This is a genomic window from Streptomyces rhizosphaerihabitans (assembly GCF_025399795.1).
Taxonomy (GTDB): domain Bacteria; phylum Actinomycetota; class Actinomycetes; order Streptomycetales; family Streptomycetaceae; genus Streptomyces; species Streptomyces rhizosphaerihabitans.
On the sequence record NZ_JAODTZ010000004.1, the window covers coordinates 140,636 to 155,796 of the forward strand.

12 protein-coding genes and 5 tRNA genes are annotated in these 15,161 nt (G+C 72.2%); 6 read left to right on the forward strand and 11 right to left on the reverse strand.

Going from position 1 to position 15,161, the window contains the following annotated elements; genetic code table 11:
* Positions 1–30 precede the first annotated feature (30 nt).
* Entirely contained in the window at positions 31–1,077 is a 1,047-nt protein-coding gene (locus tag N4G66_RS05575; protein WP_261702815.1) for a chorismate-binding protein, read from the reverse strand.
* Positions 1,078–1,233: 156 nt separating this feature from the next.
* Here N4G66_RS05575 and N4G66_RS05580 point away from each other — a divergent pair.
* From N4G66_RS05580 to N4G66_RS05600, 5 genes are all read left to right on the forward strand, one after another.
* A tRNA-Gly gene (locus N4G66_RS05580) sits at positions 1,234–1,306 on the forward strand.
* Positions 1,307–1,344: 38 nt separating this feature from the next.
* Positions 1,345–1,418 (forward strand) — tRNA-Cys (locus N4G66_RS05585).
* Between the two features lies 1 nt (position 1,419).
* Positions 1,420–1,491: transfer RNA gene (locus N4G66_RS05590), tRNA-Val, on the forward strand.
* A gap of 34 nt (positions 1,492–1,525) precedes the next feature.
* A tRNA-Val gene (locus N4G66_RS05595) sits at positions 1,526–1,597 on the forward strand.
* A gap of 40 nt (positions 1,598–1,637) precedes the next feature.
* Positions 1,638–1,712 (forward strand) — tRNA-Val (locus N4G66_RS05600).
* 139 nt (positions 1,713–1,851) lie between these two features.
* Here the strand turns inward: N4G66_RS05600 and N4G66_RS05605 are convergent.
* The 4 genes from N4G66_RS05605 to N4G66_RS05620 form a co-directional block, all read right to left on the reverse strand.
* On the reverse strand, positions 1,852–2,154 hold the full coding sequence (locus N4G66_RS05605) for a TFIIB-type zinc ribbon-containing protein (protein ID WP_261702816.1): 303 nt from the start codon (positions 2,152–2,154) through the stop codon (positions 1,852–1,854).
* A 74-nt stretch (positions 2,155–2,228) separates the two neighbouring features.
* Positions 2,229–3,188 carry an aminoglycoside phosphotransferase family protein gene (locus tag N4G66_RS05610; RefSeq protein WP_261702817.1) on the reverse strand — a complete coding sequence of 320 codons (960 nt, stop codon included), beginning with the start codon at positions 3,186–3,188 and terminating at the stop codon, positions 2,229–2,231.
* A gap of 252 nt (positions 3,189–3,440) precedes the next feature.
* The gene (locus tag N4G66_RS05615; protein WP_261702818.1) at positions 3,441–3,647 is read right to left on the reverse strand and encodes a hypothetical protein; all 207 of its coding nucleotides are present in this window, start codon (positions 3,645–3,647) and stop codon (positions 3,441–3,443) included.
* A 241-nt stretch (positions 3,648–3,888) separates the two neighbouring features.
* On the reverse strand, positions 3,889–4,122 hold the full coding sequence (locus tag N4G66_RS05620) for a hypothetical protein (RefSeq protein WP_261702819.1): 234 nt from the start codon (positions 4,120–4,122) through the stop codon (positions 3,889–3,891).
* A 196-nt stretch (positions 4,123–4,318) separates the two neighbouring features.
* Between N4G66_RS05620 and N4G66_RS05625 the strand changes: the two genes are divergently transcribed.
* Entirely contained in the window at positions 4,319–5,584 is a 1,266-nt protein-coding gene (locus N4G66_RS05625; protein WP_261702963.1) for a serine/threonine-protein kinase, read from the forward strand.
* 64 nt (positions 5,585–5,648) lie between these two features.
* On the opposite strand, the gene N4G66_RS05630 is transcribed toward N4G66_RS05625, so the two are convergent.
* From N4G66_RS05630 to N4G66_RS05655, 6 genes are all read right to left on the reverse strand, one after another.
* A complete protein-coding gene (locus tag N4G66_RS05630; RefSeq protein WP_261702820.1) occupies positions 5,649–6,467 on the reverse strand; it encodes a TrmH family RNA methyltransferase in 819 nt (272 codons plus the stop codon).
* Positions 6,468–6,531: 64 nt separating this feature from the next.
* On the reverse strand, positions 6,532–7,764 hold the full coding sequence (gene cobA / locus N4G66_RS05635) for a uroporphyrinogen-III C-methyltransferase (RefSeq protein WP_261702821.1): 1,233 nt from the start codon (positions 7,762–7,764) through the stop codon (positions 6,532–6,534).
* A 167-nt stretch (positions 7,765–7,931) separates the two neighbouring features.
* On the reverse strand, positions 7,932–11,630 hold the full coding sequence (gene cobT / locus N4G66_RS05640; RefSeq protein WP_261702822.1) for a nicotinate-nucleotide--dimethylbenzimidazole phosphoribosyltransferase: 3,699 nt from the start codon (positions 11,628–11,630) through the stop codon (positions 7,932–7,934).
* A 347-nt stretch (positions 11,631–11,977) separates the two neighbouring features.
* Positions 11,978–13,189 (reverse strand): precorrin-6y C5,15-methyltransferase (decarboxylating) subunit CbiE, encoded by a 1,212-nt coding sequence (gene cbiE / locus N4G66_RS05645; RefSeq protein ID WP_261702823.1) that lies wholly within the window; start codon positions 13,187–13,189, stop codon positions 11,978–11,980.
* A 280-nt stretch (positions 13,190–13,469) separates the two neighbouring features.
* On the reverse strand, positions 13,470–14,108 hold the full coding sequence (locus N4G66_RS05650) for a GNAT family N-acetyltransferase (protein ID WP_261702824.1): 639 nt from the start codon (positions 14,106–14,108) through the stop codon (positions 13,470–13,472).
* Positions 14,109–14,283: 175 nt separating this feature from the next.
* Positions 14,284–15,120, reverse strand: a complete 837-nt coding sequence (locus tag N4G66_RS05655) for a MetQ/NlpA family ABC transporter substrate-binding protein (protein ID WP_261702825.1) — start codon at positions 15,118–15,120, stop codon at positions 14,284–14,286.
* Positions 15,121–15,161: the final 41 nt, after the last annotated feature.

A 15,161-nucleotide genomic window follows, 5' to 3' on the forward strand; every position in this document is an offset into this window, starting at 1 on the left:
CTTGCCCCCGGAAACCGGATCCGTCCGTGGTCAATCCGTGGGAGTCCCGTCACCCGCGTCGTACGCTCCCGACGCTACCGCGAGCAGCCGGGACGCCTTCAGCTCGGTCTCCCGCCACTCCCCCTCGGGGTCGGACCCCCAGGTGATGCCCGCCCCCGTACCGAAGCGCAGGACGCCGTCGGCACGGTCGATCCAGAACGTACGGATGCCCACGGCCAGCTCACCGGTGCCGCGGTCGGCGTCGACCCAGCCGATGCCTCCGCAGTAGGGGCCGCGCGGCGCGGTCTCCAGGGCGTCGATGATCCGCAGCGCGCTGGATTTGGGGGCGCCGGTGACGGAGCCGGGCGGGAAGGCGGCGGCCAGGAGTCCGGGCCAGCCGACATCCTCGCGCAGTTCGCCGCTGACGGTGGAGACGAGGTGCACGAGCCCCGGGTGCTTCTCGACTACGCACAGATCGGGCACGGTCACGGTGCCGGTGGCACAGACCTGGCCGATGTCGTTGCGGACGAGGTCCACGATCATCACGTTCTCGGCGTAGTCCTTGTCCAGGAGGTCCGCCTCGGTGCGCCCGGTGCCCTTGATCGGGCCCGACTCGACGGAGCGACCCGCGCGGCGCACGAAGAGTTCCGGGGAGGCGGTGGCTATCTCGACGCCGTGGCCGGGCAGCCGAATCGTTCCCGCGTACGGTGCCGGGTTGCCGCGGGCCAGCAGAGCGGTCAACGCGTCGACGTCCGCGTCGGGCGGGACGGGCGCGGAGAGCACCCGGCAGAGGTTCGCCTGGTAGACCTCGCCGGCCGCGATGTGTTCGCGGATGCGTCGCACACCGGCGGTGTACGCGGCGCGGTCGAGGGACGACTTCCAGTCACCGGCCGACGGTCCGTGCCACCGTCCGGGCACCGGCGCGGGCACCGGCTCCTCTCGTACGTCCCGGAAGCGGGCGCAGGTCAGACGCCCGTCGAAGTCGGCCGAGACGGCCCAGAAGCCGGTCGAGTCCAGAGCTGCGGGGTCGCTGGTGACATCGAGGAGACCGGTCGCCACGAGGCCACCGAAGCGGGCGAGAGGAGGGAGGTCGAGCACGCAGACGAGTCTAGGGCGGGTGTCCTGCGGGTGCCCTGACCATGTCCTCGGGCGGACAGACCGCAGCACGCTGCGCAAACGCGTTTTTGTGCTGGCCCGGGAATCCGCTAGAGTTCAACTCGTCGCCGGGACGCGCAAGCGCAACGGAAACGACAAGCGGACGTAGCTCAGTTGGTAGAGCGCAACCTTGCCAAGGTTGAGGTCGCCAGTTCGAACCTGGTCGTCCGCTCGCAGGAAGTGGGGGATTCTTCCCGAACCCGCACTCCTGGTGGAGTGGCCGAGAGGCGAGGCAACGGCCTGCAAAGCCGTCTACACGGGTTCAAATCCCGTCTCCACCTCCAAGGACGATTAGCTCAGCGGGAGAGCGCTTCCCTGACACGGAAGAGGTCACTGGTTCAATCCCAGTATCGTCCACTGGTCCGCAAGGACCCGGTCCGCGAGGATCCCCGCGCGATTAGCTCAGCGGGAGAGCGCTTCCCTGACACGGAAGAGGTCACTGGTTCAATCCCAGTATCGCGCACGCAGTACCAGCAGCAAACGTGGCTCCGGCCGCGCGACCTGCGCGATTAGCTCAGCGGGAGAGCGCTTCCCTGACACGGAAGAGGTCACTGGTTCAATCCCAGTATCGCGCACCAGCAAAGCCCCCGGCCGTCTCGTACGGTCGGGGGCTTCGTCGTGTTCCGGTCGCGGCGGGCCATGTCCGCCGTCCGGAACACGAGTGTCCGGAACACGCCGAAGGGGCCCCTCCGCCGAGGAGGAGGCCCCTTCGGTCGTTCAGGACGAGAAGAGCATGTGGCCGAAGCTCTTGTGCCGGTGGTGGCCGCCGTGACCGCCGTAGTGGCCGCCGCCGTGCCCGCCGTGCTGCGGGGCGCCCCAGGCGGGCGCCGGGGCGGACGGGTACGCCTGCGGGGTGCTCGGGGGCGGCGGCGCGGGCTGGGACCACTGCGACTCCACGCGGGTCAGCGACTCCAGCTCGCCGTAGTCGAGAAATATCCCACGGCAGCCGCTGCACTGCTCGATCTGGACGCCATTGCGGTTGTACGTGTGCATCGGCGCATGGCATTTCGGACACTGCATGCTCGGCTCAACTCCTCGCCGGTCGGTACTGCTTCCGCCAGGACAGACACTGCCCTGCTTCGGTCGGTTGCACCCTACGTCGCGAAACCTTGGGCCAACTCGGGCGGGACCGCACTCATTCGGTCACAGGCGTCGACCACGGCCTGCTGCACCTCGTCCAACGGCCGGTCCGCGGCGGCGGACTTGGCGACGGCCAGGGCCGCGGTCTGGACGGTGAGGGCGCGGGCCGCGACGTCCAGGGCGGGCCAGGGATCGCCGTCGGCGGGAACGGCCGGGCCGTCCGCGTCCCGGTAGGCGGTCAGGAAGCGGAACCACTCGTCGGGCGGCAGCAGCCCGCAGGCGTACCAGGCGGCGGGACGGGCCAGGTCCCAGGTCGGGTCGCCGACACCCAGGTCGTCGACGTCGATGAGGACCCAGGGACCGTCCGGCGCGGGGTGGCGTACGAGCTGGCCGAGATGCAGGTCACCGTGGCACAGGGTCGTGGCGTCCGGCATCGGGGCCTCGGCCCGCGCCCAGCCGGGCAGGGCGGCCCAGGCGCGCAGGACCGGGGCGGCGGCCGGGTGCGGGCCGGCCGCACGCAGCCGGGCCATCGCGCGGGCCGCCTTGACGGGTCCCCGCATGGACGGCAGCCCCTGCGGTGCGGGAGCCCGGTGCAGGCGGGCCAGCAGGGTCGCGGCCGCCTCCCAGGGGGCGGCGTCGGGTGTGTCGGGGTCGACGGGACCGCCGTACGGCCAGAGGGTCACCCGGCGGCCGAGGAGGTCGGCGGGGGTGGGGTTCAGCGGCGGCAGGAGGATGCCGGGGAGGCTCGCGGCCACGGCGAGCCGGGGGGCGAGCGCGGTGGGGTCCGTGTCCGGGGCGTGGGCCTTGGCGACGAAGTCGCCGTGGCGGACCACAGTGCCGTCGTCGCGGTCCGCGAGGAGCGTGTCCTCGGCACCGCAGGGGCAGGCGCCACGGGGTCCGGGCACGGCCCTCGCCGGGTGAGCCGCGTGGCGCACAGCGGCGCCGAGTGCGGGCAGCAGGCTGTCTGCGGTCACGGGTCCCCCTGGGGCTGTACTACGGGCCTGTACGACATCTGCCGGTGAGGGTACGCAGGTGGGTGCGGGACCCCGGCACACCGGGCACCGCGACGACTCCGCATCGCGACACCGCGCACGCGGCAAAAAAGATGCCCGCGCAGCTCCCCAGCTGCGCGGGCATCTTTGTGCCGTCCGCCGCACCCCCGTCCCCACGGGGTTTCATGGCCGGATGTCCCCGCCCGGACCGCTCTTCCGGGCCTGGGGCGCCGCTCAGCGCCCCAGCATCACGCCCACGGACGACGCCTGTGTGACCACCGCGTCCCAGCCGCCGAAGACGACTACGAGCAGGGCCGCCAGAGGAAGGACCATCGCTGTCGCCACCAAGGGGTGGCGCTGACCCTGGCGAGTGCCGAACGCGGCTACGTACGCCCTGCGTCCCTGCGTGCGGAGCTCTGTCCGCGGTGCCGTCTGGGCCATGGTCCCTCTCCTGACCGAGCTTCTGTTGTGCCTGGCAGCGGCGGGTGTCTGACCTCGGGGGACGAGTGCTGCACCCGCCGCTTGACATCAAATCTAGGCGCGTGGCGACATCGGGGCGTCATGCCCTCGTACCGATTGCCGGGCCTCCCGGAGGATGAGCGATGACCTGCGGAGTACTACCGTGGGTGGAGACGCGGACCCAGGTCTCAGGGTCTTCCCGGAGGGGCCGCCCGATGTGCCCCTACTGTTCCGAGCTGTCCTCCCGGGGAACCGGCTGCTCGACCAGCGCCAGCACCCGAGTCGCCATGAAGCGGGCGGTCCGTACCACTGTTCCGTTTCGAGTGACTTCGCTCACTTCTACGACACCTCGGCGCACCGCCGTCTCCACCCGGCGGCCCGCCCTGCTCGCCACCACCTCGTACGTCCGCGTCGTGTCCCCTGCGTCCACGACTATCTCCACGCGGTCACCCTTCACGGGTTCAATCCCCCTTCTGCGATGGATGGTTGGGATCACAGGCAGTCCAAAGAGGCCCTGTTCGCACGCTCTCTGACCACCTCTCAAGTTTCCCACCCGGCACTGACAATCGATCGGAACGAGAGGGCGCGGCCTCTGCGCGCACCCGGCCGCGGAAACGTAAGCTGTGGCTCGTCAAACGGACCGGGCAGCGGGGATGGACATGGCGATGATGCGCCTGAGGCGCGAGGACCCGCGTGTCGTCGGCTCGTTCAGGCTTCACCGACGGCTCGGCGCGGGCGGTATGGGTGTTGTCTACCTGGGCTCCGACCGGCGTGGCCAGCGGGTCGCACTGAAGGTGATCCGGCCGGATCTGGCGGAGGATCAGGAGTTCCGCTCGCGGTTCGCACGCGAGGTCTCGGCGGCACGGCGGATCAGAGGCGGCTGCACGGCCCGGCTCGTCGCCGCCGACCTGGAGGCGGACCGGCCGTGGTTCGCCACGCAGTACGTGCCCGGCCCCTCCCTGCACGACAAGGTCGCCGAGGCGGGGCCGCTGTCGGCCGCCGACGTGGCCGCCGTCGGTGCCGCCCTCTCCGAGGGTCTGGTCGCGGTGCACGAGGCCGGGGTGGTCCACCGTGACCTCAAGCCGTCCAACATCCTGCTGTCCCCGAAGGGGCCGCGGATCATCGACTTCGGTATCGCGTGGGCGACCGGGGCGAGCACACTCACGCACGTGGGCACGGCGGTCGGGTCCCCCGGCTTCCTGGCGCCGGAGCAGGTGCGCGGTGCCGCCGTCACCCCGGCCACGGACGTCTTCGCGCTCGGGGCCACGCTCGCGTACGCGGCCACCCAGGACTCGCCCTTCGGGCAGGGCAGTTCCGAGGTGATGCTCTACCGGGTGGTGCACGAGGAGCCGCATCTGCACGGGGTTCCGGACGCGCTCGCACCGCTCGTGCGGGCCTGTCTGGCGAAGGACCCCGAGGAGCGGCCCAGCACCCTCCAACTGTCCTTGCGGCTCAAGGAGATCGCGGCCCGCGAGGCCCAGGGCATGGCGGACGCGCGGCCGCCCGCGCCGCGTACGGATCCGGACCGGCCGACGGGGCGCCTGGCCGAGCAGTACGCCGAGCAGCGCACCCAGCGGCGCCCGGGGACCACTCCCCCGCCGCGCACCGGCGGGACGAACGGCGGATCCCGGTCGGGATCGCGACCGGCGCCCGCCCGCAACACCGGCCGCACCGGGAACAGGCCCGCTCCCCGCAGCGGCACCGGACGGCCCGGTCCGCGCACCACCGGGACCGGCAGGCGGCCCGCCAATCCCCGGCTGCTGCGCCAGCGGCTCTTCGTGTTCGTGGTGGTGACGCTGCTGGTCGCGCTCGGTATCGCGGCGGCCCAGGGGTGCCAGGGTCCGTCCCGCGGGCTCGACGACGGCCCGCGCGGCGGCGTACACCAGGAACAGAGAGCTCAGGGGCGCCTGGGGACGTGACGGTCCGTAAGGACACCGGAGAACCGGTGGCGGACCGGAGCCCGGGCGGTCCCGCGGGTGGCCCTCAGCTCTCGGGGCGGCCCGTCGCCACCGCGTAGAAGGCGACCGCCGCGGCCGCGCCGACGTTCAGGGAGTCGACACCGTGGGCCATCGGGATGCGGACCCATTCGTCGGCCGCCATGAGGGCCCGGGTGGACAGACCGTCGCCCTCCGCGCCGAGCATCAGCGCGACCCGGTCCATCCGGTGCGGGGCGGCCTCGTCGAGGGACCTGGCCTTCTCGTCCGGCGTGAGGGCGAGCAGGTTGAATCCGGCGTCGCGCACCGATTCCAGGCCCTTGGGCCAGGTGTCGAGCCGGGCGTACGGGACCGAGAAGACCGCGCCCATCGAGACCTTCACCGAGCGGCGGTAGAGGGGGTCGGCACAGTCCGGGGAGAGCAGCACGGCGTCCATGCCGAGGGCGGCGGCGGAGCGGAAGATGGCGCCGATGTTGGTGTGGTCGTTGACCGACTCCATGACGACGACCCGGCGGGCGGACCGCAGCAGTTCGTCCGCCGTCGGCAGCGGCTTGCGCTGCATCGAGGCCAGCGCTCCGCGGTGCACGTGATAGCCGGTGACCTGCTCGGCGAGCTCCGGGCTGACCGCGTAGACGGGAGCCGGGAGCTCGTCGATGACGTCGCGCATGACGTCGACCCACTTGGCGGACAGGAGCATCGAACGCATCTCGTACCCGGCGTCCTTGGCCCGTCTGATGACCTTCTCGCCCTCGGCGATGAACAGGCCCTCGGCGGGTTCGCGCTTGCGGCGCAGTTCCACGTCGGTCAGGCCCGTGTAGTCGCGCAGACGCGGGTCGTCGGGGTTCTCGACGGTGATGAGATCGGCCACAGGGTGATACTGCCTTGTCCTGGGTGTGGTGCCAACGGCTGGGAACGGGTTGGGTTACCCGTGGTTACTCGGGAAGTCCGGAGCCGACGTTCACGACCTCGCCGATGACGATGACCGCGGGCGGCCGCACGTCCTCGGCGCGGACGGTCTCGGCGACGGTGGCCAGGGTGGCGTCGACCCGGCGCTGTGCCGCGGTCGTGCCCTCCTGGACGAGGGCGACGGGGGTGTCGGCCGGCCTGCCGTGCGCCACGAGGGTGTCGGCGATCCTGCCGATCTTGTCGACGCCCATGAGGACGACGAGGGTGCCGCGCAGCTTGGCCAGCGCGGGCCAGTCGACGAGGGAGCGCTCGTCGTCGGGGGCGACATGACCGCTGACCACGGTGAACTCGTGGGCGACTCCCCGGTGGGTGACCGGGATGCCGGCCGCGCCCGGTACCGAGATCGAGCTGGAGATGCCGGGGACGATCGTGCAGGCGATGCCCGCCTCGGCGAGCGCCTGGGCCTCCTCCATGCCCCGGCCGAAGACGAACGGGTCGCCGCCCTTCAGCCGGACGACGGCCTTGCCCTGCTTCGCGTGCTCGATGAGTGCGTTGTTGATGGCCTCCTGGGCCATGAACCTGCCGTACGGGATCTTCGCAGCGTCGATCACCTCGACGTGCGGCGGGAGTTCGGCGAGCAGGTCGCGGGGACCGAGGCGGTCGGCGATGACCACGTCGGCCTCGGCGAGCAGCCGGCGGCCGCGGACCGTGATCAGGTCGGGGTCGCCGGGACCTCCGCCGACCAGGGCGACGCCGGGGGTACGGGTGCGGTGGTGCGGCGCGACGAGCGTGCCGTCGCGCAGCCCCTCGACCACGGCGTCGCGGATGGCGGCGGTGTGGCGGGGGTCACGGCCCTTGGCGTTCGTGGTCAGGACGGCGACGGTCACGCCCTCGCTGTGGCCGGTGGCCGGGGTCCACGCGGTCGCCGCGTCGGCGTCGTCCGAGCGGACGCACCAGACCCGGCCCCGCTCCGCCTCGGCCGAGGCCTCGGCACTGGCCCGCGGGTCGCTCGTGGCGATCAGCGCGTACCAGGCGTCGGCGAGGTCGCCCTCCTCGTACGGGCGCCTCGTCCAGGTGATCTCGCCCGCGTCCGCCATCGCCTCGACGGAGGGTGTCGCCTGCGGTGACACGAGGTGGACGTCCGCGCCGGCCGCGATGAGCGCGGGAAGCCGGCGCTGGGCCACCTGGCCACCGCCGAGGACGACGACGCGACGGCCCGCGAGGCGGAGGCCTACGGGGTAGGCGGGGTGTTCGGCCATGGAGGTGCGGCTCCTCGTGCGGGCAGGCGGTGCGGTGGGGGCGCGCTGCGGCTCTGGAGCGGCCCTGACGTGGGGTTCTTCGGCAGTGGGCCCGGACAGGGGTCCAGCCTACGGCGGGGCGGGGTGGGCAGCTCGGGACGCCTGCCCACCCGCCGGTGCCGTCGGGCCTACTTCTCGGTCACCCCGGCCGAGTCGAACGTCGCGACCTCGTGCATCGCCCGCGCCGCGCTCTGGACGATGGGCAGGGCCAGGAGAGCGCCGGTGCCCTCGCCCAGACGCAGGTCGAGGTCGATCAGGGGGCGCAGGCCCAGCTTGTTCAGGGCGGCCACGTGACCGGGCTCCGCGCTGCGGTGACCCGCGATGCAGGCGGCCAGGACCTCGGGGGCGATGGCGCGGGCGACCAGTGCGGCGGCGCCGGCGCTGACGCCGTCCAGGATCACCGGTGTCCGCAGGGACGCGCCACCGAGGAGGAGGCCGACCATGGCGGCGTGTTCGAGGCCACCGATCGCGGCGAGGACGCCGATCGGGTCGGCCGGATCCGGCTGGTGGAAGTCGATGGCACGGCGGACGACCTCGGTCTTGCGGGCCAGGGTCTCGTCGTTGATGCCGGTACCGCGGCCCGTCACCTCGGCGGGGTCGGCGCCGGTGAAGACCGAGATCAGAGCCGCCGAAGCGGTCGTGTTGGCGATGCCCATCTCGCCGGTCAGCAGTGCCTTGTTGCCCGCGGCCACCAGGTCGCGGGCCGTCTCGATGCCCACCTCCAGCGCCGCGATCGCCTCTTCGCGGGTCATGGCGGGACCCGTCGTCATGTCGGCGGTGCCCGCGCGGACCTTGCGCGGCAGCAGGCCCGGCGTGGCCGGCAGGTCGGAGGCGACACCCACGTCGACGACGCAGACCTCGGCGCCCACCTGGTTGGCGAACGCGTTGCAGACCGCGCCGCCGCCCAGGAAGTTGGCGACCATCTGCCCGGTGACCTCCTGGGGCCAGGGGGTGACGCCCTGCGCGTGGACGCCGTGGTCGCCCGCGAAGATCGCGACGGCGGCGGGCTCCGGGATCGGCGGCGGACACATCCGGGAGAGGCCCGACAGCTGCGCGGAGATGATCTCCAGCATGCCGAGGGCGCCCGCGGGCTTGGTCATCCGCTTCTGGCGCTCCCACGCCTCGCCGAGCGCCTTGGCGTCCAGCGGGCGGATGTTGGAGACGGTCTCGGCGAGCAGGTCGTGCGGCTCCTCGCCGGGCAGCGCACGGCGGCCGTACGTCTCCTCGTGCACGACCCACGACAGGGGGCGGCGCTTGGACCAGCCGGCCTGCATCAGCTCGGGCTCGTCGGGGAACTCGTCGACGTATCCGACGCAGAGGTAGGCGACCACGTCGAGGTGGTCGGGCAGGCCCAGCGCGCGGACCATCTCCCGCTCGTCGAAGAAGCTGACCCAGCCGACGCCGAGGCCCTCGGCGCGGGCCGCGAGCCACAGGTTCTCGACCGCGAGGGCGGAGGAGTACGGGGCCATCTGGGGCTGGGTGTGCCGGCCCAGGGTGTGGCGGCCGCCCCGGGTCGGGTCGGCGGTGACCACGATGTTGACCGGGGTGTCGAGGATCGCCTCGATCTTCAGTTCCTTGAACTGCTTGGCACGGCCCTTGGGAAGCGACTTGGCGTAGGCCTCGCGCTGGCGCTGGGCGAGTTCGTGCATGCTGCGCCGGGTGTCGGCGGAGCGGATGACGACGAAGTCCCAGGGCTGGGAGTGGCCGACGGACGGCGCGTCGTGCGCGGCCTCCAGGACGCGCAGCAGCACGTCGTGCGGGATCGGGTCGCTGCGGAAGCCGTTGCGGATGTCACGGCGCTCTCGGATCACCCGCAGGACGGCCTCGCGCTCGGCGTCGCCGTAGCCGGGGGCGGCCGGACCGGTGGACTCTCGTACGTCTTCCACCACGGCCGTGCTCTCTTCCTGGTCGGCGACCTGGGTGCGCAGGTCCTCCGCTTGCTGTGCGGCTACGGGTTCCGGCTCCGCGGCGAGCGGTTCCGGTACGGGCGCGGGCTCGGGCACGGCCTCGGGCGCGGCCTCCGCTTCCCGGGGGGCGGGCACGGGCGCCTGGGCGACCGGCTCAGCCGCTGCCCCGGGGGCCTCCTCGACCGGGGCGGGTGCCAGGACGGCCGCGGCCGGCGCGGGCTCCTGGGCCGGCGGTTGCTCCTCGACGGGCAGCGGCGGCACGGTCATCGCGTGCGGCGGGGTCGGGGCCAGGTGCGGGGCCGTCGGTACCACGGCGTCGACAGGCACGAACTGGTGGCCGAGGCTCTGGTCGGCCTGGGGCACGAGGGGCGCGCCGGGGAATCCGGGGGCGCCGGCCGTGTCCAGGGCACTCGCGTAGTGCTGGTCGCCGTGGGAGTGACCCTCGGTGGGGTGGGCGGTGTCCGTGTGCGCTGCCACGCCCACCGGTACGCCGTGCGGGGCCTCGGTGGTGCTGTGCCCGGAGAGGGCGACGCCGTTGTGGGAGAAGGCGGCCTCCTCGGAGACGGCAGAGCCGTCCTCGGAGAACGCGGGCTGGTCGTTGAACTGCTGGAACTCCTCGAGGCCGAGATCCTGCCCGCCCTGCGAGGCCTCCGCCGAGCGCGCGGAGAGCGCCGACAGCGCGGACTCCGGGACCTCGAAAGCGTGCGGGGCCGCGGCACCGACGGACTGCTCGGTCCCCGGCAGGGACGCCTCGTCCGCGAATTGGACAGCCGGTTCCGGCATGTGGACGCCGGGATCGGCGAACCCGGCCACCTGGGCTCCGGGCTCGGCGTCGGCTCCGTACACGTCCTGGCCGGCGGGCTGCGGCGGGACCTGCGCGTCGGCGAGGCTCTCCTCGACGGGAGCGAGGTGCTGCACGGGCACGATGTGCCCGGCGTCCTCGGGGATCTGCACCTGTGCGGCCTCGTGCGCGGACGTCTCCGTCTCAACGGCGGCCTGTCCGGCGACGTCCGCGACATCCCCGATGTCCGTGGCGTCCGGAGTGTCGAAGGCGTGCGGGGCGGCGTCCGGGAACTGCGGGGCGTCGGGAACCTGCGGGGCGGGCGAGCCGTCCGTCGTGGGCGCGGCCGCGGGAGCCTGTCCGTCCGCCTGGTTCTGGAGGTGGAGCGACACCTCGTCGACCCCGGGCATCGGCGGCTGGGCGTCGTCGGGCGCCGGGGCCGGGTCATGGACGAAGGGCGCCGCGAACCCGGGCGCCTGCTCGGACTCCGCGGCCTGCGGCACCTCGGGAAGCGGTCCGGCCTCCGCGCTCACCGCGGATCCGGACATATGCGCCGCCTCCGGGACGACCGTTTCTGCAGCCTTGGCCTCGTCCTCCACCGGCGGAGTCCCCCACGGCACCGCACCTTGCGGCAGCCCCTCGGCGAGCTGGGGCACGTCCAGGTACTCGGGACCGACGGTCGGCGGGCCGGCGTGGCGCAGCGGAATGACCGGGGTGGCCATGGATCCGGTGCGGGAGCCCGCGGGTCCGCGGTCGGCGAGAGAGCGCACCGGACTGGAGGAGCCGTCCGGCGTGGGCGGCCCGAGGTGCAGTGGACGGCGCGGCGGCACGGGCTGAGGGGCGGGCGCCGGGCTCGGCGCGCGAACGGCGGCGAGGTCGATCGCTCCGCTGTCCCGTCCGTCCGTCTCGTGCGGGCCGGGCTCGTCGGGGAAGGGCATCGGGGCCGGCGGCGGCACCTCGTTGCCCCAGGCGCCCTGGGCACCGGGCGCGCCCGGCATCAGGAGCAGATCGTCGTCCTCGACGGGACTCTCGGAGGGGTCGAGGAAGGTGTACGCGCCCGGCGTGGTGACGCCCGGCTGCTCCACCATGCCTGCGTTCTCCGGCAATCCCTCGCCCGGGACCTGGCCGGTGTCGGTCATGCGTACCCCTCGCCCATCGGTTAGTGCTTCCAAGTCCAGCTCGCCCGGAACGGCGCACCGACCGCCCCACACAGTGAAGAACGAGCGTGCGTGCCCAGCGGCACGAACGACCGGCCAACAAAGACGACAAAGCCATTAACTGGCATTGTCCCGGTCATCCCGCCCTCGCGACAGCGTGATCCGCGAGTGCCCGCTGTGGACTGCGCCACGTTGCGCGTCCTCCGGTTCTGCCGTACCACACACGCCTCAAAACGGGCGGGTTTTCCGGACATTGACCTACGAAAGGCCGACACCCCGGGAGCGGTACAACGATCGGCCAGCCTACCGCGCGCAGTAGGACAACAGGATCACGGGGCGCGATCCGGCAGACGGCCGCTGAGCAGGAACGCGACGCTCCGCTCCTTCTCCGTCCAGGCCCTCGTGTCGAGTTCGACGGACTGGATGAGGGCGCATTCGACGTCATAGCCGTGCTCGGTCAGATCACGGCCGATGAGTTCGGCGGCGTCACGGGTGGCGGCGTGCGCGACGATCCGCTGGGGCCGGCGGTCGGCGACGGCGGAGACGACCGCCGCTCCCCCGCCGCCGACACGGACGACATCGGGTTCGGGCAGGTCCTCCAGGATGTGCGGGGCGCTGCCGTGCACGATCTGCATCTGGACGCCGAAGCGGCGGGCCGAGTGCTCGGTACGGGCGCAGGAGCCCGGACTGCGGTCGACCGCGATGACGGCGGCACCGGTGCGGGCGGCCTCGACGGCGAAGGCGCCGCTGCCGGAGCCGATGTCCCAGACGAGGTCGCCGACGCGGGGTCCCAGCCTGGCGAGTTGGGCGGCTCGCAGCAGATCCGTCTCGCCTTCGCCGAGTGCGCCGCCGTACGCCCCGGCGGGCAGCGCCCAGCCGCGCGGCCCGCCGCCGGGCTCCCGGCCGGCGATCCAGCCGCCTCCTTCGGCGGCGGCCACGAAGCCACCGATGACGATCACGACATTCGGGTCGCGCCAGGTGTGGTCGGCCGCCTTGTCGGAGGTCAGGATCGTGACCTGTTCACGGGTGGTGCCGAGTTCCTCGCAGATGACGAAGGTGCGGTGCACTCCTTCGAGAAGCAGCCCGAGTTCGGCGGGTCCGGCGCCGGGCGAGGTGAGGACGGCGACTTTGGTGTGAGCTCGGCATACATTCACCGCGCGTCGCAGCGTGCGACTGTGTGCGACGACCACCTGTGCGTCGTCCCAGGGCATTCCGGCACGAGCGAAGGCGGCGGCCACCGAGGAGACGGCGGGCACGACTTCGACCTCCAGGCCGAACTCGGGTGCGCGCAGGGTGCGTACGACGCCGAAGAATCCGGGGTCCCCGTCGGCGAGGACGACGGCGGTGCCCCGGTGGCTCGCGATCCGGCGGGCGGCGAGGGCGACACTGCCGAGCCGGATGCGTTCGGCGCCCGCGGGTACTTCGGGGAGTGCGAGATGGTGGGCCGCGCCGGCCACCAGCGTGGCGGCACCGAGGGCGGAGCGCGCCGCGACGGTCGGCGGCGAGCCGTCCCAGCCGATCACCGTGACCCGGTCGGCCATCGTCGTCAGTCTCCAGAAGGTCTTCGCAGGTCGTCAGGTGCAGCCCGGGCGGGCTCCGTGAGGGTACCTGGTGCGGCCCGGCGGCGCCGTGCCGGTCGGCGTGGCGCGGGAGCGGTCCCGCCGCGCCCAAGCGTCGCGTCCGGTCCAGGGCGCCGGGGTCCGGTGAGATGACTCCCGTCCACCCATGTGACTCGACGCGACCGAGCATGACTCACCGCGACCGTTCCGATACGTCGGCGAGGGCACGGCGCGCGAAATGCCGTACGACTGCCCGGCCCGCTCAGGCCCAGTCGTTGAAGGACGTGAAGCCGCCGGTGTCGGCGAGGCGCCCGCCCATGCCGTCGAGGTCCTCCGGCACGAGACTCCACACGATGAAGTCGGTGCGCAGGTCGACCCAGGCGCCGTCCTCGGTCCGGTTGCGCGCTATGCAGGCGTTGCGCAGCACGCCCTCGCTGATGCAGCCGATCTTCTGGGCGACCTGCTGCGAGGCGGTGTTGCCGGCGGCCGTGCGCAGTTCGATGCGCTCGAACTTCTGGTCGCGGAAGAGCCATCGGGCGGTGGCGAGCGCGGCTTCGGACGCGTAGCCCTCGCCGCGTGCCCAGGGGGCGATGATGTAGGAGAGCTCGGTGGAGCGGACGCGCCAGTTCGTCTTGCCGAGTTGGATGATGCCGACCAGGCGCTGGGTGAGGAACTCGGTGACGGCGAGGTCGAGTCCACGCCCCTCCGTGCGTTCCGTGGGCGCGTAGTCGGTGATCCAGTCGCGGGCACCGGCCTCGGTGAACGGCTGCGGGATCGACGTCCAGGCCGCCACCATCTCGTCGTTCATCATCTCGGCCAGCGGAGAGACGTCGTCCTCGTCGAGCGCACGCAGGACCAACCGCTCCGTGCTGATGGAGATGTCGGGGAAGGTGCTCGTCATGCGACGCTCCGTAACCGTCGGGGACTTCGGACCTGATGTACCGTCGGGCCCGCTGAACTGCCCAGCATGCAGCATGAAACCACCGAACGGCACAACGGGGTCCACTCCGGGTAATGGAGTGGACCCCGTGCGGTGACGAGTCGGGCCGCCGGCCGTAAGTGGCCCGGTCCCCGGCCTACTTGAAGGACGGAATGACGGAGCCGGCGTACTTGTCCTCGATGAACTTCTTCACCTCGGGCGAGGTGAGGAGCTTCGCGAGCTTCTTCACGCGCGGGTCGTCCTCATTGCCCTTCTTGACGGCGAGGAAGTTGCCGTAAGGGTTGTTCGTCGCCGACTCCAGGACGAGGGCGTCCTTGGCGGGCTTGAGGTCGGCGGCGATGGCGTAGTTGCCGTTGATGACCGCCGCGTCCACGTCGTCCAGGGAGCGCGGGGTCTGCGCCGCCTCGATCTCCTTGAACTTGAGGTTCTTCGGGTTCTTCGAGATGTCCTGCGGGGTCGCCGTGTTACCCGCGTCGTCCTTGAGGGTGATGAGCCCCTTGGACGCGAGCAGCTTCAGGGCACGTGCCTCGTTGACCGCGTCGTTCGGGACCGCGACGGTCGCTCCGCTCTTCAGGGCGTCGGCGCTCTTCACCTTGTGGGAGTAAAGGCCGAGCGGCTCCAGGTGCACCGTGACGACGGGCACTATGTGCGTGCCGCGCTTCTGGTTGAAGTCGTCCAGGTACGGCTGGTTCTGGAAGTAGTTGGCGTCCACCGAGCCGTCCTCGGTCGCCGTGTTCGGCACGATGTAGTCCTGGAACTCCTTGACCTCCAGGTCGAGGCCCGCCTTCTTCGCCAGGTGGTCCTTGATGTAGTTGAGGATCTCGGCGTGCGGGACCGGGCTGGCGGCGACGACGAGCGGCCCGCTCGTGTCGGCCGAGGAGGAGGAGCCCTTGTCCGAGCCGCAGGCGGAGAGCCCCAGGGTGAGGGCTCCGGCGGCGAGGACGGCGGTGGTGATCTTGGCGGTGTTACGCACGAAAAGTGCCTTTCCTTATGGGCGGAGCTGCCCCGTCGCGG